Annotated in this window: 22 protein-coding genes; 18 read left to right on the forward strand and 4 right to left on the reverse strand. The window is 70.3% G+C overall.

Annotated features, from left to right (window positions below):
- Positions 1 to 208 precede the first annotated feature (208 nt).
- The 6 genes from G4Z16_RS29035 (at position 209) to G4Z16_RS29060 (ending at position 8,813) form a co-directional block, all read left to right on the forward strand.
- Complete coding sequence (locus G4Z16_RS29035; protein WP_197353549.1) at positions 209 to 3,583, forward strand: pyruvate carboxylase; 3,375 nt, start codon at positions 209 to 211, stop codon at positions 3,581 to 3,583.
- 199 nt (positions 3,584 to 3,782) lie between these two features.
- Positions 3,783 to 4,811: an N-acetyl-gamma-glutamyl-phosphate reductase gene (gene argC / locus G4Z16_RS29040; protein ID WP_197353550.1), complete on the forward strand. Its 1,029-nt coding sequence runs from the start codon at positions 3,783 to 3,785 to the stop codon at positions 4,809 to 4,811.
- Between the two features lie 91 nt (positions 4,812 to 4,902).
- Positions 4,903 to 6,057, forward strand: coding sequence for a bifunctional glutamate N-acetyltransferase/amino-acid acetyltransferase ArgJ (gene argJ, locus G4Z16_RS29045; protein ID WP_197353551.1), 1,155 nt, complete (start codon positions 4,903 to 4,905; stop codon positions 6,055 to 6,057).
- Entirely contained in the window at positions 6,054 to 7,007 is a 954-nt protein-coding gene (gene argB / locus G4Z16_RS29050; RefSeq protein ID WP_197353552.1) for an acetylglutamate kinase, read from the forward strand. Before argJ ends, argB begins: the two co-directional genes overlap by 4 nt.
- Positions 7,004 to 8,239: an acetylornithine transaminase gene (locus G4Z16_RS29055; RefSeq protein ID WP_197353553.1), complete on the forward strand. Its 1,236-nt coding sequence runs from the start codon at positions 7,004 to 7,006 to the stop codon at positions 8,237 to 8,239. Before argB ends, G4Z16_RS29055 begins: the two co-directional genes overlap by 4 nt.
- A gap of 19 nt (positions 8,240 to 8,258) precedes the next feature.
- Positions 8,259 to 8,813: an arginine repressor gene (locus tag G4Z16_RS29060; RefSeq protein ID WP_197353554.1), complete on the forward strand. Its 555-nt coding sequence runs from the start codon at positions 8,259 to 8,261 to the stop codon at positions 8,811 to 8,813.
- Positions 8,814 to 8,963: 150 nt separating this feature from the next.
- Here G4Z16_RS29060 and G4Z16_RS29065 read toward each other — a convergent pair whose 3' ends face one another.
- On the reverse strand, positions 8,964 to 9,863 hold the full coding sequence (locus G4Z16_RS29065) for an aminoglycoside phosphotransferase family protein (protein WP_197353555.1): 900 nt from the start codon (positions 9,861 to 9,863) through the stop codon (positions 8,964 to 8,966).
- 305 nt (positions 9,864 to 10,168) lie between these two features.
- On the opposite strand from G4Z16_RS29065, the gene G4Z16_RS29070 reads away from it, so the two are divergent.
- The 8 genes from G4Z16_RS29070 (at position 10,169) to G4Z16_RS29105 (ending at position 15,967) form a co-directional block, all read left to right on the forward strand.
- Entirely contained in the window at positions 10,169 to 11,032 is an 864-nt protein-coding gene (locus G4Z16_RS29070) for a hypothetical protein (RefSeq protein ID WP_197353556.1), read from the forward strand.
- Positions 11,029 to 11,472, forward strand: coding sequence for a GntR family transcriptional regulator (locus G4Z16_RS29075; RefSeq protein WP_197353557.1), 444 nt, complete (start codon positions 11,029 to 11,031; stop codon positions 11,470 to 11,472). Before G4Z16_RS29070 ends, G4Z16_RS29075 begins: the two co-directional genes overlap by 4 nt.
- A gap of 68 nt (positions 11,473 to 11,540) precedes the next feature.
- Positions 11,541 to 11,918 (forward strand): DUF488 domain-containing protein, encoded by a 378-nt coding sequence (locus G4Z16_RS29080; RefSeq protein ID WP_197353558.1) that lies wholly within the window; start codon positions 11,541 to 11,543, stop codon positions 11,916 to 11,918.
- A 172-nt stretch (positions 11,919 to 12,090) separates the two neighbouring features.
- The gene (locus G4Z16_RS29085; RefSeq protein WP_197353559.1) at positions 12,091 to 13,287 is read left to right on the forward strand and encodes an argininosuccinate synthase; all 1,197 of its coding nucleotides are present in this window, start codon (positions 12,091 to 12,093) and stop codon (positions 13,285 to 13,287) included.
- A gap of 108 nt (positions 13,288 to 13,395) precedes the next feature.
- Positions 13,396 to 14,853, forward strand: a complete 1,458-nt coding sequence (gene argH, locus G4Z16_RS29090) for an argininosuccinate lyase (protein ID WP_197353560.1) — start codon at positions 13,396 to 13,398, stop codon at positions 14,851 to 14,853.
- A 72-nt stretch (positions 14,854 to 14,925) separates the two neighbouring features.
- Positions 14,926 to 15,345, forward strand: coding sequence for a phage holin family protein (locus tag G4Z16_RS29095; protein WP_197353561.1), 420 nt, complete (start codon positions 14,926 to 14,928; stop codon positions 15,343 to 15,345).
- Positions 15,342 to 15,701, forward strand: coding sequence for a DUF3618 domain-containing protein (locus G4Z16_RS29100; protein WP_197353562.1), 360 nt, complete (start codon positions 15,342 to 15,344; stop codon positions 15,699 to 15,701). Before G4Z16_RS29095 ends, G4Z16_RS29100 begins: the two co-directional genes overlap by 4 nt.
- Positions 15,677 to 15,967: a DUF4235 domain-containing protein gene (locus G4Z16_RS29105; protein WP_246531125.1), complete on the forward strand. Its 291-nt coding sequence runs from the start codon at positions 15,677 to 15,679 to the stop codon at positions 15,965 to 15,967. Before G4Z16_RS29100 ends, G4Z16_RS29105 begins: the two co-directional genes overlap by 25 nt.
- A 177-nt stretch (positions 15,968 to 16,144) precedes the next feature.
- Here G4Z16_RS29105 and G4Z16_RS29110 read toward each other — a convergent pair whose 3' ends face one another.
- Positions 16,145 to 16,825, reverse strand: a complete 681-nt coding sequence (locus G4Z16_RS29110; protein WP_197353563.1) for a lysophospholipid acyltransferase family protein — start codon at positions 16,823 to 16,825, stop codon at positions 16,145 to 16,147.
- Between the two features lie 306 nt (positions 16,826 to 17,131).
- Between G4Z16_RS29110 and G4Z16_RS29115 the strand changes: the two genes are divergently transcribed.
- From G4Z16_RS29115 to G4Z16_RS29125, 3 genes are all read left to right on the forward strand, one after another.
- On the forward strand, positions 17,132 to 18,289 hold the full coding sequence (locus tag G4Z16_RS29115; protein ID WP_197353564.1) for a glycerophosphodiester phosphodiesterase: 1,158 nt from the start codon (positions 17,132 to 17,134) through the stop codon (positions 18,287 to 18,289).
- A gap of 129 nt (positions 18,290 to 18,418) precedes the next feature.
- The gene (locus G4Z16_RS29120; protein ID WP_246531126.1) at positions 18,419 to 19,009 is read left to right on the forward strand and encodes a sigma-70 family RNA polymerase sigma factor; all 591 of its coding nucleotides are present in this window, start codon (positions 18,419 to 18,421) and stop codon (positions 19,007 to 19,009) included.
- Positions 19,010 to 19,125: 116 nt separating this feature from the next.
- Positions 19,126 to 19,644, forward strand: a complete 519-nt coding sequence (locus G4Z16_RS29125; RefSeq protein ID WP_197353565.1) for a GNAT family N-acetyltransferase — start codon at positions 19,126 to 19,128, stop codon at positions 19,642 to 19,644.
- Positions 19,645 to 19,651: 7 nt separating this feature from the next.
- Here G4Z16_RS29125 and G4Z16_RS29130 read toward each other — a convergent pair whose 3' ends face one another.
- Both G4Z16_RS29130 and G4Z16_RS29135 read right to left on the reverse strand, forming a co-directional pair.
- Complete coding sequence (locus tag G4Z16_RS29130; protein WP_246531127.1) at positions 19,652 to 20,167, reverse strand: hypothetical protein; 516 nt, start codon at positions 20,165 to 20,167, stop codon at positions 19,652 to 19,654.
- Complete coding sequence (locus G4Z16_RS29135; protein WP_197353566.1) at positions 20,157 to 20,528, reverse strand: hypothetical protein; 372 nt, start codon at positions 20,526 to 20,528, stop codon at positions 20,157 to 20,159. The genes G4Z16_RS29130 and G4Z16_RS29135 overlap by 11 nt, the downstream gene beginning before the upstream one ends.
- 697 nt (positions 20,529 to 21,225) lie before the next feature.
- Here G4Z16_RS29135 and G4Z16_RS29140 point away from each other — a divergent pair.
- Positions 21,226 to 21,876, forward strand: a complete 651-nt coding sequence (locus G4Z16_RS29140) for a GNAT family N-acetyltransferase (RefSeq protein ID WP_197353567.1) — start codon at positions 21,226 to 21,228, stop codon at positions 21,874 to 21,876.
- Positions 21,877 to 22,024 lie beyond the last annotated feature (148 nt).

A 22,024-nucleotide genomic window follows, 5' to 3' on the forward strand; every position in this document is an offset into this window, starting at 1 on the left:
TGGTGATCAGCCGCTCGAACCCACCGTCCGGAAGCACGGAGAACCAGCACGCGTGAGGCGTACGTGCCGGCTGCGCCGAACTGAACGCTCTCCCGGGCCCCGCATCGGCGTCCGGTTGACCGGCGGCGCGCCTTGCCTTCGCGGTGTACAGCAGTAGCGTCGCCGGCAGGACTGTGTTCGTGACGGGCAGACAGAAGAGGATCGCGCAATGTTCCGCAAGGTGTTGGTCGCCAACCGTGGTGAGATTGCCATTCGCGCGTTCCGTGCGGGCTACGAACTGGGCATGCGTACCGTCGCGGTCTTCCCGCACGAGGACCGCAATTCGCTGCACCGGCTGAAAGCCGACGAGGCCCATGAGATCGGCGAGCCCGGACACCCGGTGCGGGCCTATCTCTCCATCGAGGCCATCGTCCAGGCGGCGCGCACGGCGGGTGCGGATGCGATCTACCCGGGCTACGGGTTCCTGTCCGAGAATCCCGACCTCGCCCGTGCGTGCGAGGAGGCTGGTGTCACGTTCGTCGGCCCCAGCGCCGAGATCCTGGAGCTGACCGGTAACAAGGCCCGAGCAGTGGCCGCGGCCCGCGCGGCAGGGGTGCCGGTGCTCGATTCCTCCGAACCTTCCACGGACGTGAACGAACTGGTACGTGCGGGGCAGGGTCTCGGCTTCCCCCTCTTCGTCAAAGCTGTCGCCGGAGGCGGAGGGCGCGGCATGAGGAGGGTCGAAGACCCCGGAATGCTGCGCGAGTCCATCGAGACGGCAGCCCGCGAGGCCGAATCCGCGTTCGGGGACCCGACGGTTTTCCTGGAGAAGGCCGTGGTCCAGCCCCGGCACATCGAGGTGCAGATCCTCGCCGACGGTCAGGGCGACGTCATCCATCTGTTCGAGCGTGACTGCTCAGTGCAGCGCCGCCACCAGAAGGTGGTCGAGCTGGCACCCGCCCCACACCTCGACCCCCAGGTGCGCGAGCAGATCTGCAAGGACGCGGTGGCCTTCGCGCGGCAGATCGGTTACCGCAACGCGGGGACCGTGGAATTCCTGCTCGACCGCAACGGCCGGCACGTGTTCATCGAGATGAACCCGCGCATCCAGGTCGAGCACACGGTGACCGAGGAAGTCACCGATATCGATCTCGTACAGGCCCAGTTGCGCATCGCCGCCGGCGAGACACTGGCCGACCTCGGACTGTCGCAGGAGACCGTCCAACTGCGCGGTGCCGCGCTGCAGTGCCGCATCACCACCGAGGACCCGGCCAACGACTTCCGCCCCGACACCGGCACGATCAGCGCCTACCGCTCGCCGGGCGGCTCCGGCATCCGGCTCGACGGCGGCACCACCCACGCCGGTACGGCGATCAGTGCGCACTTCGACTCGATGCTGGTCAAACTCACCTGCCGAGGCCGGGACCTCACCACCGCGATCGGCCGCGCCCGGCGCGCCGCGGCCGAGTTCCGCATCCGCGGGGTGGCCACCAACATCCCGTTCCTGCAGGCGCTGCTCGACGATCCGGACTTCCGAGCCGGGCAGATCACCACATCCTTCATCGAGCAACGCCCGTACCTGCTCACCGCGCGCCCCTCCGCCGACCGGGGCTCGAAGCTGCTCACCTACCTCGCCGACATCACGGTCAACAAGCCCAACGGCGAACGGCCGCGGCTGATCGACCCGGCCACCAAACTGCCGCAACTGCCCGAGGGCGAGCCGCCGGCCGGCACCAAGCAGAAGCTCGTGGAACTCGGCCCGGAGGGATTCGCCCGATGGCTGCGCGAGAAGCCCACCGTCGGCGTCACCGACACCACCTTCCGGGACGCACACCAGTCGTTGCTCGCCACCCGCGTGCGCACGAAGGACATCCTTGCCGTGGCCCCGGTGCTCGCACGCACCATGCCGCAGTTGCTGTCCCTGGAGTGCTGGGGCGGCGCCACATACGACGTCGCGCTGCGCTTCCTCGCCGAGGACCCGTGGGAGCGCCTGGCCCAGCTGCGCGAAGCCGTGCCCAACATCTGCCTGCAAATGCTCCTGCGCGGCCGCAACACCGTGGGCTACACGCCGTATCCGACAGAAGTGACCAGCGCATTCGTGAAGGAGGCGGCAGCCACCGGCGTCGACATCTTCCGGATCTTCGACGCGCTCAACGACATCGGGCAGATGAGGCCCGCCATCGAGGCCGTCCGCGAGACCGGTTCCGCGATCGCCGAGGTCGCGCTGTGCTACACCTCGGACCTCAATGATCCCGCGGAGAAGCTGTACACCCTGGACTACTACCTCAAGCTGGCAGCAAAGGCCGTGGACGCGGGCGCACAGGTGCTGGCGGTCAAGGACATGGCCGGCCTGCTGCGCGCCCCGGCCGCCACGCGTCTCGTTTCCGCGCTGCGCAGGGGATTCGACCTGCCGGTCCACATCCACACCCACGACACCGCAGGTGGCCAGCTCGCCACATATCTCGCCGCGATCCAGGCGGGTGCCGACGCGGTGGACGGGGCGGTGGCCTCCATGGCGGGGACCACGTCCCAGCCGTCGTTGTCGTCGATCGTCGCGGCAACTGATCATTCCGACCGGCCGACAGGGCTGGACCTGCGGGCGGTCGGTGATCTGGAGCCGTACTGGGAGAGCGTCCGGAAGATCTACGCGCCCTTCGAGGCCGGACTGACGTCACCCACCGGACGGGTCTACCACCACGAGATCCCCGGGGGGCAGTTGTCCAACCTGCGTACGCAGGCGATCGCACTCGGTCTGGGCCAGCGTTTCGAGGAGGTCGAGGCGATGTACGAAGCCGCTGACAGGATCCTCGGACGGCTCGTGAAGGTCACGCCCTCGTCGAAGGTGGTGGGCGATCTCGCGCTGCACCTGGTCGGAGCAGGCGTTTCGCCGCAGGCATTCGAGGCCGAGCCGCACACATTCGACATCCCGGACTCGGTCATCAGCTTCCTGCGCGGCGAACTGGGCGACCCGCCGGGCGGATGGCCGGAGCCGTTCCGCACCAAGGCGCTGCAAGGCCGCGCCGATCCCAAGCCGGTACAGCAGCTGTCCGCAGAGGACCGCAAGGAATTGAAGGAGGACCCGCGAGCGGCGCTGAACCGGCTGCTGTTCCCCGGCCCGACGAAGAGCTTCGAAGCGCACCGCGAGGCGTACGGCGACACGAGCGTGCTGGAGAGCCGGGACTTCTTCTACGGCCTGCACCCGGGGAAGGAGTATGCGGTTGACCTTGAGCCCGGGGTCCGGCTGCTCATCGAGCTGGAAGCGGTGGGCGACGCCGACGAACGGGGCATGCGCACCGTGATGTCGACCCTGAACGGTCAACTGCGGCCGATCCAGGTGCGGGACACCTCCGCGGCATCCGACGTCCCGCCGACGGAGAAGGCCGACAAGTCCAACCCGGGCCACGTCGCCGCGCCATTCGCCGGCGTGGTCACGCTCGCGGTCGCCGAGGGCGACACGGTCGAGGCCGGGGCCACCGTGGCCACCATCGAAGCGATGAAGATGGAAGCCGCCATCACCGCCCCGATGGGCGGGACGGTCTCACGCCTGGCCAGCAACGCCATCCAGCAGGTGGAAGGCGGAGACCTGCTCGTCGAGCTCACCTGAAGCCGCCGGGCACTCGCGCTCGGCCGGCATCGGGGTCCTCGCCGCCGCGTGGTGGTCCGGGCCACGCTGAGCCACGCCACTCGACGGGCCGCAGAGCCCCGTGATCCCGATGTCCCGCATGCACCCGGGCATCGCTATCCATCTCTTTGCATAAAAGTGCCGTGCCACGTATAGTCATGCTATCGACGAGGAGGGATCGATGGCAGTACGAGCAGCGGTCGCGGGGGCGAGCGGATACGCGGGCGGCGAGATCCTGCGTCTGCTGGCCGCACATCCCGAGATCGAGGTGGGGGCGCTCACCGGCAATTCCAACGCTGGCAGCCGGCTCGGCACGCTTCAGCCGCACCTGACGCCGTACGCGGACCGGGTGCTGGAGAAGACCACGGTCTCGGCCCTGTCGGGCCACGACGTCGTCTTCCTCGCGCTGCCGCACGGACAGTCCGCCGAGATCGCGAACGAGCTGGGAGAGGACGTGCTCGTCGTGGACTGCGGCGCCGACTTCCGCCTCTCCGACGCACAGGCGTGGCAGCGCTTCTACGGCACACCTCACGCCGGCACCTGGCCGTACGGCCTTCCTGAGCTGCCCGGGGCCCGAGCCGCGCTGGTGGGGTCCAAGCGCGTCGCGGTCCCGGGCTGTTATCCGACCGCCGTCTCCCTGGCGCTCGTCCCCGCCTACGCGGCAGGGCTGGCGGAGCCGGAGGCCGTCGTGGTCGCGGCGACCGGCACCTCGGGTGCCGGCAAGTCGCTCAAGCCGCACCTTCTCGGCAGCGAGGTGATGGGTTCGATGAGCCCGTACGGCGTCGGCGGCGTACACCGGCACACGCCGGAGATGGTGCAGAACCTCTCGGCGGCGGCCGGGGAACGCGTCAGCGTCTCCTTCACACCGACGCTCGCCCCCATGTCACGCGGCATCCTCGCCACGTGCAGCGCACGGGCCAAGCCGGGCACCGGGCCGGAGGAGCTGCGTGCCGCGTATGAAAAGGCCTACCAGGACGAGCAGTTCGTCACGCTGCTCCCGGAGGGGGAGTGGCCGTCGACGGGGTCCGTATACGGCTCGAACACCGTCCTGATGCAGCTCGCCCTCGACGAGGACGCGGGCCGCGTCCTCGTCGTCAGCGCCGTCGACAACCTCACCAAGGGCACGGCGGGCGGCGCCGTGCAGAGCATGAACATCGCCCTCGGGCTGCCCGAGGGGCTGGGGCTGCCCGCGGCAGGGATCGCGCCGTGAGCGAGGTCCGCGGTACGTCACGCCGGCAGCGCGACGGAAGCGACGGCACCGGCCCGCAGCCCGGCGGAAGCGAAGCGAACGGAGAAGCAGAGTGAGCGTGACAGCGGCGAAGGGGTTCACGGCTGCGGGCATCGCGGCCGGTATCAAGGACAGCGGGGGAGAGGACCTGGCGCTGGTCGTCAACAACGGGCCGTGCCGTGCGGCCGCCGGCGTGTTCACCGAGAACAGGGTCAAGGCCGCGCCGGTGCTCTGGTCGCAGCAGGTGCTCAAGGGCGGCCGCGTCTCGGCCGTCGTGCTCAACTCCGGTGGCGCCAACGCCTGTACGGGCCCGCTCGGCTTCCAGGACACGCATGCCACGGCGGAGCAGGCCGCCGCCGCCCTCGGCCACAGCGCGGCCGAGGTGGCCGTCTGCTCGACGGGTCTCATCGGCACGCGGCTGCCGATGGACAAGCTCCTGCCGGGAGTCGACGCCGCCGCGGGCCGGCTCTCCGAGCACGGCGGGGAGAAGGCCGCCCTGGCGATCAAGACCACCGACACGGTGCACAAGACGGCCGTGGCGCAGGGCTCCAGCGGGTGGACGGTCGGCGGGATGGCCAAGGGAGCGGGCATGCTCGCACCGTCCCTGGCCACCATGCTGGTGGTGCTGACCACCGATGCCGACCTGGACTCCGCCGCTCTCGACGAGGCGCTGCGCGAGGCCACCCGCACCACGTTCGACCGCATCGACTCCGACGGCTGCCTCTCCACCAACGACACGGTGCTGCTGCTCGCCTCCGGCGCCGCCGAAGTCGTCCCCGACCGGGGGGAGTTCGCCGAGGCCCTGCGGTCCGTCTGCGACGACCTGGCCCAGCAGCTCATCCGCGACGCCGAGGGTGCCTCGAAGGACATCCGCGTCGAGGTCAGGGGAGCGGCGAGCGAGGCCGACGCCGTCGAGGTCGGACGCTCCATCGCACGGAACAATCTGCTCAAGTGCGCCGTGCACGGGGAGGACCCCAACTGGGGCCGCGTGCTCTCCGCGATCGGCACGACCGGCGCGACCTTCGAACCGGACCGGATCGACGTCGCCGTCAACGGCGTGTGGGTGTGCCAGAACGGTTCCGTCGGAGAGGACCGCGACAAGGTCGACATGCGCTACCGCGAGGTGCGCATCACCGCCGACCTCGCCGCCGGTTCCCAGTCCGCCGTCATCTGGACCAACGACCTGACGGCCGACTACGTCCACGAGAACAGCGCGTACAGTTCATGACCGATTCGGTGCATCCCACCCGCAGGCACACCGCGCTGCCCAAGGCGCGGACGCTCATCGAAGCCCTGCCGTGGCTCACGCGGCACAACGGCAAGACAGTCGTCATCAAGTTCGGCGGCAACGCCATGGTGGACCAGGAGCTGAAGGCCGCCTTCGCCCAGGACGTCGTCTTCCTGCGGCAGGCGGGCCTGCGTCCCGTCGTGGTGCACGGCGGCGGCCCGCAGATCAGTGCCCAACTGACCCGTCTCGGCCTGGAGTCGGAGTTCAAGGCGGGCCTGCGCGTGACCACGCCGGAGACGATGGACGTCGTACGGATGGTCCTCGCCGGGCAGGTCCAGCGCGAGCTGGTCAACCTCCTCAACCGGCACGGTCCGCTCGCCGTCGGCATGACGGGCGAGGACGCCCACCTCATGGCCGCGACGAAGCGCTACGCCCGCGTCGACGGCGAAGTGGTCGACATCGGCCGCGTCGGCGACATCGACAGCATCGAGACGGGAGCCGTGCGGGCTCTGCTGGACGACGGCCGCATCCCGGTCATCTCCTCCATCGCGCGCAGTGCCGACCCGTCCGACGGCGAGGACGCCGCGGGAGAGGGCGGGGGAGTCTTCAACGTCAACGCCGACACCGCCGCAGCGGCGCTGGCCGCCGCGCTCGGTGCGGAGACGCTGATGGTCCTCACCGACGTCGAGGGGCTGTACGCGGACTGGCCGGACAGCGACGAGGTCATCAGCGAACTCACCGCCACGGAGCTGGAGAAGCTGCTGCCGGAGCTGGCCAGCGGAATGGTCCCCAAGATGGAGGGCTGTCTGCACGCGGTACGCAACGGGGTCCGCACGGCACGCGTCCTCGACGGCCGCGTACCGCATTCGATCCTGCTGGAGATCTTCACCGACGAGGGCATCGGCACGATGGTCGTGCCGGACAAGCGCGAGGGAGAGCCGACGCCATGACCACCACGGAAGGAAGGGCCGGCACCCCGGACAGGACGGCCACCGCCAACTCCGCGCTCACCGGCCGCTGGCAGTCCTCCCTGACCGACAACTACGGCACGCCGCGGATACCCCTGACGCACGGTCACGGCTCCACGCTGTGGGACGCGCAGGGCACCGCCTACACCGACTTCGTCGGAGGCATCGCCGTCAACGCGCTGGGAACGGCGCACGACGCGGTCGTACGGGCCGTGTCCGACCAGATCGCCACCCTCGGGCACGTCTCGAACCTCTTCATCGCCGAGCCGCCCGTCGAACTCGCCGAGCGGCTCCTGGAGTTGTCGGGCCGTCAGGGCCGCGTCTTCTTCTGCAACTCCGGTGCCGAAGCCGTCGAAGCCGCGGTGAAGGCCGGGCGGCGCACGGGACGTACGCACATGGTCGCCACCGAGGGCGGATTCCACGGCCGCACCATGGGCGCCCTCGCACTGACCGGACAGCCCGCGAAGCAGGCACCGTTCGAGCCGCTGCCCGGTGACGTCACACACGTGCCCTACGGCGATGCCGAGGCGCTGCGCGCCGCCGTCACCACGGACACGGCGCTGGTCATCGTCGAGCCGGTGCAGGGGGAGAACGGCATCGTCGTGCCGCCCGAGGGATATCTCGCGACCGCCCGCGACATCACGCGTGCCACCGGGACGCTCCTCGTCATCGACGAGATTCAGACAGGTATCGGACGTACCGGCCACTGGTTCGCCTGCCAGGCGCAGGGTGTGGAACCGGACATCATCACCCTGGCCAAGGGCCTGGGCGGCGGTCTCCCTCTCGGCGCGACCATGTTCTTCGGGGAGGCGGCGGGGCTGCTGACACCGGGTCAGCACGGCTCCACGTTCGGCGGCAACCCGGTCTCGTGCGCTGCGGCGCTCGCCGTGCTGCGGACCCTCGAAGAGGAGGCACTGCCCGAGCGCGCGGGGCGGCTCGGGGGCCGGCTGCGTGACGGGATCTGGTCGATCGGACATCCGCTCGTCGAGCAGGTCCGCGGAGCGGGACTGCTGCTGGGTATCGTGCTCACCGAGCCCGTCGCACCGCATGTGCAACAGGCGGCTCAGGATGCGGGGTTCCTGGTCAACGCGGTCGCGCCGGATGTCGTACGGCTCGCGCCGCCGCTGATCGTCACCGAGGACGAAGTGGATGCTCTCGTCCGCGCCCTCCCCGCCATCCTGGACGCCGCGGACGGCGGGAAGCAGAGCCGATGAGCCGAAGGGGACCGCGCCGATGACCGAGGGTTACGCGCAGGAGCAGGAGCTGGGCAGCGGTTACGGGGGCCAGGCCGTACCGCAGACCCGCACGGCCCGGCATCGCAGGATCGTCGACATCCTCAGCCGGCAGCCCGTGCGCTCGCAGAGCCAGCTCGCCAAGCTCCTCGCGGACGACGGGCTCTCCGTCACGCAGGCCACGCTCTCCCGCGATCTGGACGAGCTGGGCGCGGTGAAGATCCGCAACACCGGCGGTGAGCTGATCTATGCCGTCCCCAGCGAGGGCGGCGACCGTACGCCCAAGGCACCGCTGGGCGAGTCGGCGAGCGAGGCGCGCATGGCCCGCCTCGCGGGCGAACTCCTCATCTCCGCCGAGGCGTCGGCCAATCTGGTCGTCCTGCGGACACCGCCCGGCGCCGCGCAGTTCCTCGCCTCGGCCATCGATCAGGCGGGCGTCCACGACATCATCGGCACCATTGCCGGTGACGACACGCTCCTGCTCATCAGCCGCGCCCCCGACGGCGGGCAGGCCCTGGCGGGACATCTGCTGAACCTGGCTCAGAAGGAGCACTAGGGGCCCTGCCGCGAAGGTGGAGCGCGGTCGTGGACGATCAGGCCCTGTCGGCTCGCGGAGGATCACGGATCAGGCTGGTCCGACGGTCTGACGGGGCACCAGTCGCAGCGGCCGGAGCCGCCGTTGGCCCGGATCCAGGCGGAGGCCGGCTCACCCTTCGTCCAGCACCGTCCGGATGACGTGCCGGGCGTTGTGCGCCATCGCGGGGTTCGTACTCCGGTAGTAGGGCAGCGCGATCAGTGCCTGCGACAGTGTCCGGCCCCGGCCCCGGATCCAGGCCGCGTCGTCCACGCCGAGCGCCTTGCGGAAGACCTCTCTCGCATCGCGCGGCAGCAGATTCCACGCCGGGAACAGATCGCAGGCCGGATCCCCCGTCCCCATGCACCCGAAGTCGATCACCGCGGTCAGCCTGCCGCCCTCGACCAGCAGGTTGCCCGGCATCAGATCGCCGTGCAACGACACCGGCGGCCCCTCCCAGCCGGAAGCCCTCAGCGCCTCCTCCCATACGGCGGCTGCGGCATCGCAGTCCACGTCCTCTTCGGGGATACCGCGCAGCTCCTTGATGGCCGCCTGGGTCTCGTCGTCCAGGGAGGCGACAGGCCCGCCCCGGTGCGCCTGGGGCGCGTCGGGCAGGACGATGCTCCGCATCGCCGCCACGAACGCGGCCAGATCCTCGGCCAGCGGTACCGGCTGGCTCAGCGCACCCGGTTCGGGATGCTCGCCCGCGAGCCACAGGTACACCGACCACGGCCACGGATACCCCTGAGCGGGCTCCCCGGCGCCGAGCACCTCAGGGACGCGCGTGGGCAGTTGATGCGCGACGCGGGGCAGCCACTCCCGCTCCAGCAACACGTCTCCGGCCCCGCCCTGCACCAGCGGCAGGCGTACGACCATGTCGTCGCCCAGCCGGTACATGGCATTGACCGTGCCGCCGGACGGCCACCGCTCCACCGCCAGCCCCGCCCACCGGGGGAACTGCCCGGCGAGCAGCCGGCGTACAAGGTCGTCGTCGATGGGATGCATACCGGGATGCATCTGCCCCGTGTTCATGCATGTCACCGAACAGCGGAGACCACGGGGCGTCAAATGACTTTCTGCCCACGGCGGTTGGTCAACCCGACCGGCACGCTTCGAGTGTGAACTGATCCAGCTGGCATGCCTCTACGCGAACTGCGGGGCTGGCCCTGGTACTTCACGCTGCGTTCGGCACCGCTGGGCCCCGTGGCCCCCTCGTAGCCGAGCACCGCACCCTCCGCTGTTCAATGTATCGACTGTTTGACACATTCAGCTGCGGCTGCTTACTGTACCAACGACCTGATACAAGCGAGCCTGAACGGCTCTCAAGGGGGAATCCGATGCTCAACGTCCCTGTGGTCCTGCTCGTTTCCGTTCCGATCGTCGCGGGGCTGCTGCTTCTCCTGATACCGACCCGCACACCGGCGACGGATCCGCCCGGGTCCACGCCGCCGCAGCCCCGTCGCATCGCCTACTGGCGCCGGGGGAGCCTCGTTGCCGGACTCGTCGCCGCCGCCGCTCTCACGCAACTCAGCACCGGCGGCAACGACGTTGCGGCCTTCCTGGCCGGCCCGGCGCTCGGCGTCTGCGTGCTGGCCGGCTGCCTGGCGGGTGAACTGTGGCTGCCCGCGCCGAAGGCGCCGGTGCGTGCGGCGGCGCTGCGTCACCGTCGTGTCCGCGACTACTTCCCCCGCCGCCTCGTGATCCGTCTTGCCGCGCTGACGGTGCTTCTCGCGGGAATGCTGACGCTCACGCATCTGCACTTCGCGGGGATCTCGGCGGCCGGCTGGGTGTGCGGCAACCGGCACAGCCTGGTGCTCTACATGTCGGACGGGCTGGGATTCTCGTACGCGATGCCTGTCCTGGTCGCGCTCGGGGTGGGGGCCGTCCTCTCCTTCCTCGCGCTGCGACGCATCGCCGGTCGTCCACCGCTCGACTCGGAACCCGATGCCCTGGACGCGGACGAGCGGCAGCGTCAGACGTCGGCCCGCGCCGTGATCTTCGCCTGGGGTGCTGCCGTCTCCGCGACGCTCGCTGCCGGGGCGCTGGCCCCCGGGGGTGTCCTCGACGGCTTCTGCCCCACGTCCTCGGCCGACCTCCCGAGCATCCTGGCCACCCTCTCGGGAGCGGCGGGGATCATCTGCCTTGTGCAGTTCCTGGTGCAGCTCGTCCGCATCCCCGGCGGGAGCAAGGCCGCCGGATGAAGCCGCAAACGGTCCATGTGGACACCACCAGCCCGACTCCGCCGTACGAGCAGGTCCGCGCCCAGCTCGCCGACCTGATCATGGGCGGATATCTGCGGGCCGACGCACGTCTTCCGTCCGTACGTCAGCTGGCCACGGACCTCGGCCTCGCGCCGGGCACCGTCGCCCGCGCCTACCGGGAGCTGGAGTCCGAGGGGCTGATCCGGTCACGGCGCGGCGCCGGCACCCGGGTCACGCCCCCGCAGGACCGCGTACGGCACGAGGAGGAGCTGCTGGCGGAGGCCGCGCGGGCCTACATCGCCGCGGGGCGAAGCCTCGGAGCGGACGACGAGCGCCTTCATATGGCCCTGCGCGCCGCGCTCCGGGCGGAGGAGGCGGATCTGCCGGCGCCGTCGGAGGGGGCGCGCAACCCGGACGGCCGGAAGATCCCGCCAGGCTGATCGAGCCCGCCGCGCCGGCCCCGGGCCGCCGATGCGCGGCTCGTCGGCGGGTGTTCCACCCTTGAGGCATGACGAAGCCGAAGAGTGTGAGGGTGCGCCGCGTGTACGAGGAGGCCCGGCCCCGCGAGGACGGGCTGAGGGTGCTGGTGGACCGGGTGTGGCCGCGCGGGATGAAGAAGGAAGACGCCCGGCTGGACGAGTGGGCCAAGGCGATCGCCCCCTCCACCGAGCTGCGCAAGTGGTACGCCCATGACCCGGAACGGTTCGGGGAGTTCGCCGAGCGCTACCGCGCCGAGCTTACGGAGCCCGAGGCGCGCGAGGCGCTCGACCGGCTTCGCGAGCGCCTGGACGGCGGAACGGTGACCCTGCTGACCTCCGTGAAGGAGGAGCAGCTGGACCGCAGCCACGCGGCGGTGCTCAGGGAAGAGCTCGACGGCAACGGCTGAACGGCCCCTCGCCCGGCACGCCCCCACCGCCGCCTGAACGGTCGTCGCCCGGCGCGGCGCGAAAAGAGACGGCCTCGTGGTCCCCTGTACGCCGCTGACCAGCCACGTTGACGAAGCATACGGAGCAGTGCATACTTATGCCCAACAGCGTATGCACTGTAAGGAGAACCCCGTGACTGAGCGCGTCGTACTCGCCTACTCCGGCGGCCTTGACACCTCCGTCTGCATCGGCTGGATCGCCGAGGAGACCGGGGCCGAGGTCGTCGCCGTCGCCGTCGATGTCGGCCAGGGAGGCGAGGACCTGGACGTCATCCGCAAGCGTGCGCTCGCCTGCGGTGCCGTCGAGGCCGAAGTGGCGGACGCCAAGGACGAGTTCGCCGACGAGTACTGCCTCCCGGCGATCAAGGCCAACGCGCTCTACATGGACCGCTACCCGCTGGTGTCCGCCCTCTCCCGGCCGACCATCGTCAAGCACCTGGTCGCCGCCGCGCACAAGCACGGTGCCACCACCGTCGCCCACGGCTGCACCGGCAAGGGCAACGACCAGGTGCGGTTCGAGGCCGGCATCTCCTCCCTCGCCCCCGACCTGAAGTGCATCGCCCCCGTCCGGGACTACGCGATGACCCGGGACAAGGCGATCGCCTTCTGCGAGGACAAGGGCCTCCCGATCGCGACGAGCAAGAAGTCCCCGTACTCCATCGACCAGAACGTCTTCGGCCGGGCCGTCGAGACCGGCTTCCTCGAGGACATCTGGAACGGGCCGATCGAGGACGTCTACGAGTACACCGAGAACCCGGCGACCCCGCGTGAGGCCGACGAGGTGATCGTCACCTTCGAGAAGGGCGTCCCCGTCGCGCTCGACGGCAAGCCGGTCAGCGTCCTCCAGGCGATCCAGCAGCTCAACGACCGGGCGGGCGCCCACGGCATCGGCCGGATCGACATGGTCGAGGACCGGCTGGTGGGCATCAAGTCCCGTGAGGTCTACGAGTCCCCGGGTGGCATCGCTCTCATCACCGCGCACCAGGAGCTGGAGAACGTCACCGTCGAGCGTGAACTGGCCCGCTACAAGCGGCAGGTCGAGCAGCGGTGGGCCGAACTCGTCTACGACGGACTGTGGTTCTCCCCGCTCAAGCGCGCCCTCGACGGCTTCATCGACGAGGCCAGCGAGCACGTCAGCGGCGACATCCGGATGACGCTGCACGGCGGACGGGCCGTCGTCACGGGCCGGCGCTCCCAGCAGTCGCTGTACGACTTCAACCTCGCGACGTACGACAGCGGAGACACCTTCGACCAGTCGATGTCCAAGGGCTTCATCGAGCTGTTCGGCATGTCGAGCAAGATCGCCGCCAAGCGGGACCAGGCCCAGTAGTCTGCCCTCCCGGCCCGCAGGCCAGGGCCGCACGCACCACCCTTCAGCCGCCTCCCCGTCGCATCCGGCGGGGAGGCGTCCTGTTACGAGCACCGAGGAGAACACCCCATGACCGGGAACGAGGCGCCGCGGACCCCAGGCGCAGCCGCAGACCAGGACGTAAGGCTGTGGGGCGGGCGCTTCGCCGACGGACCCTCCGAAGCGCTGGAGAAGCTCTCCGCGTCCGTGCACTTCGACTGGCGCCTCGCGCCCTACGACATCGCGGGCTCCCGGGCCCACGCCCGCGTGCTGCACAAGGCCGGTCTCCTCACCGCCGAGGAGCTGCGGCAGATGATCGACGGACTCGACCAGCTCGAACGGGACGTCGCCGACGGCACGTTCACCGGCACCATCGCCGACGAGGACGTCCACACGGCCCTGGAACGAGGACTTCTGGAGCGGCTCGGGCCCGACCTCGGCGGGAAGCTCCGTGCCGGCCGTTCACGCAACGACCAGGTCGCCACCCTCTTCCGCATGTATCTCCGCGACCACGCCCGCATCATCGGCGGACTCCTCGCGGACCTCCAGGAAGCGCTCGTCGGTCTCGCCGAGGCTCACCCCGATGTGGCCATGCCGGGCCGCACCCACCTCCAGCACGCCCAGCCCGTCCTCTTCGCCCACCACGTGCTCGCTCACGCACAGGCCCTCTCGCGGGACGCGGAGCGGCTGCGCCAGTGGGACGCGCGCACCGCGGTCTCCCCCTACGGCTCCGGCGCGCTCGCCGGGTCGTCGCTCGGTCTCGACCCGCAGGCCGTCGCCGCGGATCTCGGCTTCGAGCACGGCTCGTCCGCCAACTCGATCGACGGGACGGCGTCCCGGGACTTCGTCGCCGAGTTCGCCTTCATCACGGCGATGATCGGCGTCGACATCTCGAAGATCGCGGAGGAGATCATCCTCTGGAACACCAAGGAGTTCTCCTTCGTCACGCTGCACGACGCCTTCTCCACCGGCTCGTCGATCATGCCGCAGAAGAAGAACCCGGACATCGCCGAGCTGGCGCGCGGCAAGTCCGGGCGCCTGATCGGCAACCTGACGGGGCTGCTCGCCACGCTCAAGGCGCTGCCCCTCGCGTACAACCGGGACCTCCAGGAGGACAAGGAGCCCGTCTTCGACTCCTGCGACCAGCTGGAGATGCTCCTGCCCGCCTTCACCGGCATGCTCGCCACGCTCACCGTCCACCGTGAACGCCTTGCCGAGCTGGCGCCCGCCGGCTTCTCGCTGGCCACGGACATCGCGGAGTGGCTCGTGCGGCAGGGGATCCCGTTCCGCGTCGCCCACGAGGTCGCTGGGGAGTGCGTGAAGGTCTGCGAGCGCGAGGGCATCGAGCTGGACGAGCTCACGGACGAGCAGTTCGCCGCGATCTCCCCGCATCTGGGCCCGCAGGTCCGTGAGGTCCTCACCGTCCCTGGGGCCCTGGCGGCACGTGACGGCCGCGGCGGCACTGCCCCCTCGGCGGTGGCCGTCCAGCTCGCGGAGGTACGGGACGATCTTGTCGCGCAGCGCGAATGGGCCGCTGACCGGCGCTGATGCCGTCGTAGGCGTAGCCGCGCCGGGGGCGGGCACCCGGTTGGCCTCCCGATAACGAAGCGAGGCGAAGCGATGATCGGATCTGTGCGTCACCGGCCCGACGAGACGAACCACAAGACCGTCGCCGAGCTGACCAAGCGTGCATCCGAGCAGCTCAGCGACGTCGTGCGCAGCGAGATGCGTCTTGCGCAGGCCGAGATGAAGGAGAAGGGCAAGCGCGCCGGCTTCGGCGGCGGCATGTTCGGCGGAGCCGCGATCATGGGCCTGCTGGCCCTGTGGGCGATGGTCTTCGCGGCGATCGCGGGCATAGCCGTGGCGCTGCCCGTATGGGCCTCGGCCTTGATCGTCGCCGGCGGGCTGCTGCTGGTGGCCGGTGGGCTGGCACTGGCGGGGAAGCATGAGCTCGGCTCCGCCGGACCACCGAAACCCGAGAAGACCATCGACAGTGTCAAGGCCGATGTCGATGCGATCAGGGAAGGAGCCCACCGATGACGCGCAAGTCCGGCACCGCCGGTGACAGCCGGCAGCTGCGCGCGGAGGTCGAAGAGGCCCGTGAGCAGCTGGCCGGTACGGTCGCCGAGCTGGCGGGCAAGGCGGACGTCAAGGCCCATGCGCGGGAGATGGCGTCGCACGCCAGGTCCAAGGCCCTGTTCGAGGTGAACGAGGCCAAGGTCAGGATGCAGCACACGGCGGAGGAGGCCGCGAACAGCGGCTTCACCAAGCCCGGTGCTGCCATCGCAGCCGTGGGCGCCCTCGGCGCCGCCGCCCTGACCGTGTACATGATCCTGCACCGGCAGCGCGCCAAGCAGGAGCATCACTGGATGTGCCTCAAGCACTGGAAGGGGTGACGGGAGTGGCCAAGCTCCTCTTCAAGCCCTTCGCGATCCTCTCCGGAATCCTCGGCGGAGTGATCGCCAGTGCGGTCTTCAGCAAGGTGTGGAAGGCCGCCACGCACGAGGACGACACCCCGGACGCCTCCGACGAGGAGCGCGGCCTGAAGGAGATCCTGTCCGCCGCGGCGCTCAAGGGCGCCATCGCGGGTGTGGTCAAGGCGGTGCTCCACCGGGGCGGCGCGAGCGGGGTGCGCGGCCTGACGGGGACCTGGCCGGCCTGACCGGCCGGGCTTCCCCGCTCGGATGTCATCGGACGGAGGGGAGGGGCGCTTCGGGCCGCGGGCCCGAGGCGCCCCCTTCTCGTCCTTCGCCGTTCTGCCGATCGCCGGTCACTCGTCGTGCGTATCCCGGTCCGGACTCCCGGGTGAGACCGGGGAGTCCGTTCGTCCGACGTGGCGTCAGGCCGCCTTCGCCTTCGTGGCGTAGACGTCGACGTACTCCTGGCCGGAGAGACGCATGACCTCGCTCATCACCTCGTCCGTCACGGCACGCAGCACGTAGCGGTCGCGGTCCATGCCCTCGTAGCGGGTGAAGTCGAGCGGCTCACCGAAGCGCACGGCGATGCGCCGGCCGGGAGCGGGACGTGGCAGGCCCTTGCCGCCGGGCTGGAACGCGTCGGTCCCGATCATCGCGAACGGCACGACGGGTGCGCCGGTCATCAGCGCGAGACGGGCGATACCCGTGCGGCCGCGGTAGAGGCGGCCGTCGGGGGAGCGGGTGCCCTCCGGGTAGATGCCGAAGATCCGTCCCTCCTCCAGGATCCGGCGGCCCGTCATGAGTGCCGCGACTCCTCCGCGTCCGCCGTCGCGGTCGACGGGGATCATGCCGACGCCGGTGAAGAACCACGCCATGAAGCGGCCCTTGAGGCTGCGCCCCTTCACGTACTCGTCCTTGCCGATGAAGAAGACCTGCCGGTCGGTGACCAGCGGCAGCACCATCGAATCGATGAAGGTGAGATGGTTGCCGGCGAGAATCACCGGACCGGAGCCGGGAATTCGCTCCGCCCCTTCCACCTGCGGGCGCAACAGCACCCGCAGCAGCGGGCCGAGCAGTGCCTTTATCAGACGGAAACGGGACAACGGTTCCTCCGGTCGGTGACGGTTGTGCGCGAACCCGCGCAGGTGAGGACGATACTTGCCGCTCGAAGCGGCCCGCACACCGGGGTCATGAGACCGATACACGGAGTTGACACGGAATACCGTCTCTTCACCGTCTCTCGTACATCATGCCGGAGTGCGTCAGAGTGTCATGTTGGCCGTGTTTCCCGCATGTTCGGCCCTAAGCCTCCCTCCCGTACCGGCGGCCGACCTACGATCGGCCAGTCGTCCGCCAGGACCGCCGCGTTCAGGCAGACGGAACCGATGGACACGAGCTGAGGAGAGTTCATGGGACAGGAGCAGCAGCCGGGTCGGAGACTCGTGCTCGGAGCAGCCGTGCTGGGCGCCGCCGGCGCCGCCACGGTCGGCACGGGCGGGAGCGCACTCGCGGAGGACAAGGACGGGGGACGCGGGAAGGACCGGCACGGCGCTCGGCTGCCTGTGCCCGCTGTCGTCGCTCACCGCGGTGCGAGCGGCTACCGCCCCGAGCACACCTTCGGCTCCTACCAACTCGCCTTCGACATGGGGGCGGACGTGATCGAGCAGGACCTCGTGCCCACGAAGGACGGGCACCTCGTCTGCCGTCACGAGAACGACATCACCGCGACGACGAACGTCGCGGACCACCCCGAGTTCGCCGGCCGCAAGACGACCAAGACCGTCGACGGGAAGGCGCTGACGGGCTGGTTCACGGAGGACTTCACGCTCGCCGAACTGCGCACGCTGCGCGCCAAGGAGCGCATCCCGCAGACCCGTCAGCGCAACACCCTCTACAACGGGCGCTGGGAGGTGCCCCTCTTCGAGGACGTCCTCAAGTGGGCGCAGAAGCAGGGCAAGCGACGCGGCCGCCCCGTTTGGCTGCACATCGAGACCAAGCACCCGACCTACTTCCGCAAGCTCGGCCTGGAACTGGAGCCGCGGCTGGCGAAGCTGCTGCGCGAGTACGGGCGCCACCGCGCGGATTCGCCGAACTTCGTGCAGTCCTTCGAGCCCAGCAGCATCCAGAAGCTGAAGAAGCTCGTGGACTGCCCGGGTGTCTGCCTGCTGGACGCGCCCACCTCGCGGCCCTGGGACTTCGTGGAGGCGGGCGACCCGAGGACCGTCGCCGATCTCGTCAAGCCCGAAGGGCTGAAGTGGATGGCGCGCTTCGCCGACGGCATCGGGCCGGTGGTCGACCTCGTCATCCCGAAGAAGCCCGACGGCAGCCTCGGTGAGCCGACGACCCTCGTGCGGGACGCGCACGCGCAGGGCCTGGTCCTGCACCCGTACACGATGCGCAACGAGAACACCTTCCTGCCCACCGAGTTCCGGCGGGGCACGGACCCCAACGCCTACGGCGACGCCTTCGGCGCGTTCAGCGCCTACTTCGCCACGGGCATCGACGGGATCTTCTCCGACAACCCCGACACCGCGCTGCTCGCAGCGGCGGACTTCCGCGCGGGCTGACCCGATCGGCCCGGCCGTCTGAACGACGGGCCGGACGTCCGGACAACCGGCCGGCGGCGCTGTCACCCGCAGGGGTGGCATCGCCGCCGGCCGGCAACCGGCAGCCGTCTCCCGCACGTCCCGGCCTGCATGAACCACCGCTCCGCCGCCGGCGCCCGGGCCGGCGGGACCGTCCGGGAAGCACCGCCGACGGGCTCCTCGTTCGCCGCGCTGCGACGGCTGGTCGCCGCCGAATGTGCGGCAGAGGCACCGGCCGCCGCCGAGGACCCCGAGGAGCTGCAACAGGCCGTCTGGCTGCGCTGGCTGGAGTCCGGCAGACAGGCCGCACCAGCAGGTCTCGGCACGCGGGCCGGCGTCGGCGGGCACGCCGATGCACTGCCCTCGGCGCGATGGCTGCGCGGCGCCGTCCGTGCCGAGGCACGGCGGGCCCGCCGCCGCGTCAGACGCGAGATCCCGCTGCCCGACGGCGTCCTGGCGGACACGCCTGGAGCGGACATCACCGTTCTCGCCGCCGAGCAGCGGCATCTGCTCGCCGAGGCGGTCGCACGGCTTCCCGGTCCGTGCCCGGAAGTGATGCGCGCGCTGTTCTCCGGCAGGGACCTCACCTACCCCGAAATCGCAGGTGAGTTGGGAATGTCACAGGGAAGCCTGGGCCCGGTTCGTTCCCGATGTCTGGGTTGCCTGCGCACAATGCTCGCGGCGTCGGATTGCGGCACGTGAACTTGGGGGAATGCTGCGGGGGGAATTCGACGTCACCAGGGCAGACAACCCGGGCACGCCCACCCTCGAACCGGCCCGTGCCCGGGACGCATCATGACTAGGGGAGGCAGGCGGACATGGGTATGAGCGTGACGATCTCCGCGGCGGCCGACGGCGACGCCGAACAAATCCTCAAGCTCCAGTACCTGTGCTTCCAGAGCGAGGCGGAGGCCTACGGCGACTACGCCATCGCTCCCCTCACCCAGAGCCTGGACGGGCTGCGCGCCGAAATGGCCGCCGGCTGCATGATGGTGGCCCGCCTCGGTGACGAGGTGGTCGGCTCCGTACGCGGCGCGGTCGACTCCGACGGCACCGCGCGCATCGACCGGCTCTGCGTCCACCCGCGCCTCCAGCGGCACGGTCTCGGCGGCCGGCTCCTCGCCGCCATCGAGGACCGGCTCGCGGCCGAGCGCGACGCCAAGCGCTACCACCTCGTCACGGGAAACCGCAGCGAAGGGAATCTGCGGCTGTACCGCAAGTCCGGTTACACCACGTCCGGCACCCCCGAGTGGGACCGGAAGGTGAAGCTGACGTCGATGACGAAGGACGTCTCAGGCGCTGCGGGCGGCTCCGCGGCAGCCGTGGCGAGCGCCTGACGGTGCCTCAGGCCGCGCCGGCGCGGGAACGGCGCAGCCACAGCAGGCCCGTCACCGGCAGGATCACCGGGATGAACAGATAGCCCATGCCGTAGTCCGACCACACGGTCGCGTCGGGGAAGGCGGACGGCTCCACGAGCGTCCAGGTGCCGACCGCCAGTACGCCCAGCAGCTCGACGCAGCAGCAGCCGAACGCCGCCTTACGTGCCCTTTCGCCGCCCCGTACGAGCGAGAAGGTGATGAACGCGTAGACGAGGGCTGCCACGGCCGACAGGAGATAGGCCAGCGGCGCCTCGTCGAACCGGGTCGTCAGCTGGACGATCGAACGGGAGGCCGCGCCGACGGTGAAGATGCCGTAGAGCGTGACGAGCAGCGTGCCGGGTCCCTTGCCGATGGGGGCCTGCCGCGCCGGGGCCGCGGGTGTCGCCCCTTCCGGTGAACGGGCGGCGGGGCCCTCCGGATCCTGCGATTCCCGGGGCTCCGGCGACTCCCGCGAGTCCCGTGGTGATGTGTCAGGCGCCATTTCCGCCTCCCCAGATCTCGTGCAGCCGTGCCTGGAGCACCGCCAGCACAAGTGCCCCTGCCGCGACGGTGAGCGAACCCCACCTGGTCCGCTCCGTCAGCGAGATGAGGCCCACAACCGGGATGCAGGCGGCGACGGCGACCAGATAGGACACGAAGATGACCGTGCCCTCGTCGGCGTCCTCTCCGCCCGCGAGCCGCACGATGCCGACGACGAGCTGCACGAGCGCGAGCAGCGAGACCACTGCCATGCCGATGAAGTGCCAGTCCTTCGTTGGCTGGTCACGGTAGGCCGCCCAGCCGCACCAGACGGCGAGGGCGAGCGCGGTCACGGCGAGGGCGACGGTGAGCGGCGTGAACACGGTGCGAAGTCTAGGAGGCGGCCCGGACGGCGTACGCACCGCCTGCCTGCCTGCCTGCCTGCCTGCCTGCCTGCCTGCCGGGGCCGGGACAGGCGCCCACGGCCGGGCGGCGGGCCCCGCCCCGGCCGGTGGCTGTCCAGGACCCGGACGGGGACCAGCTGATCGGACCCCGGAATGCCTCTCCGACCCGGGTGCGCACGAACACGAGGAGTAACCGGCAGCACCCCTGGGACGAGTGGATTCATCGGCCCCCTGGGGCCCGGGCACGTCCCACACACCGGCAGCGACTCCGGGCCGGAGGTGCGTCGTCGTCAAGCAAAGAACGCGGGACCGACCCCTGCGGGCGGAAACTCGCATTGCCGCTCAACTCGCCCCACCTGAGGCAACGCGTCGAGGACCAGTGCAAGGCCAATCCTCCCGCGCTCCGGGCGGGCGCCGGGCACCCACGTCCGAAGCGTCCGGGGAAGCCGATGGAGGTGCCTGTATCGACAAGTCGGCATGCGGCGCCGCGTCCCGCCTGCGAAGGGCTCTCTGACACTGCGCACACACCGTCCAATGCTGCATGCTGTGCACTGCGGCAATCGTCTGGTGCACCCAGGACCCCCTGCCGGCGGTCCTCTCAGAGCGGCCGGCAGACCCCGCGGTGGTCTTCTGGGGAGCGACGCCCCCAGCCCCCTCGATCCGTATGGAGCGGCACATGACTTCGATCTTTCCGGACGTCACGATCAGCACGGACCGTCTCGTGCTGCGCCCGTTCGAGGAAGCGGACGTGCACTCGCTCACGGAGATGATGCGCGATGAGCTCGTTGCCGCCTGGACGACCGTGCCGGTGCCCTACCGGGAGGCCGACGCGCGCAAGTTCATCCTGCGCCAGGCCCGGGCCCTGCGCATGGACGGTGACGGCATCGTCTTCGCCGTCGTCGAGTTCCTCACCCAGCGCCTCGTCGGTCTCCTCCGGCTCGACCACACCGACTGGCGCATCCTCGCGACCGAGGTCAGCTACGTCACCGCGCCCTGGGCGCGGGGCGAGGGATACGCCTCCGAGTCGGTGATGGCGCTGGCCCAATGGCTCTTCCATGACCGCAAGTTCGAGCGGATGGAGCTGCGCACGGCTGCGGACAACACCGCGGCGCAGCAGGTCGCGCAGAAGCTCGGCTGCATCAGCGAGGGCGTGCTGCGCAACGCCTGGATAGCGCGCACCCGCACCGAGGACGGCGGCTGGGCGGAGATCCGCACCGATCTGCTCGTGTGGAGCCTGCTGCCCGAAGACCTCGACGGACTTCCCGAACAGCTCGCCGACGCGGGCGGCTACGCACCGTACCCGGACTGGCTGCACTCGCCGCGCTAGGTTCCGGCTCAGGGCGCGCGGCACTCCCAGGGTGCAAATCCCGTCGTACACCTGCATATCCGGAACCGTCGGTACCCGGCATCGGGGTCCGGCCGCCGCAGAGGTACGCTCGATGAGCCCCGACCTGCGACGAGCCCAGGAGAGACGG

This window comes from Streptomyces bathyalis (assembly GCF_015910445.1).
In the GTDB taxonomy this organism is placed as follows: domain Bacteria; phylum Actinomycetota; class Actinomycetes; order Streptomycetales; family Streptomycetaceae; genus Streptomyces; species Streptomyces bathyalis.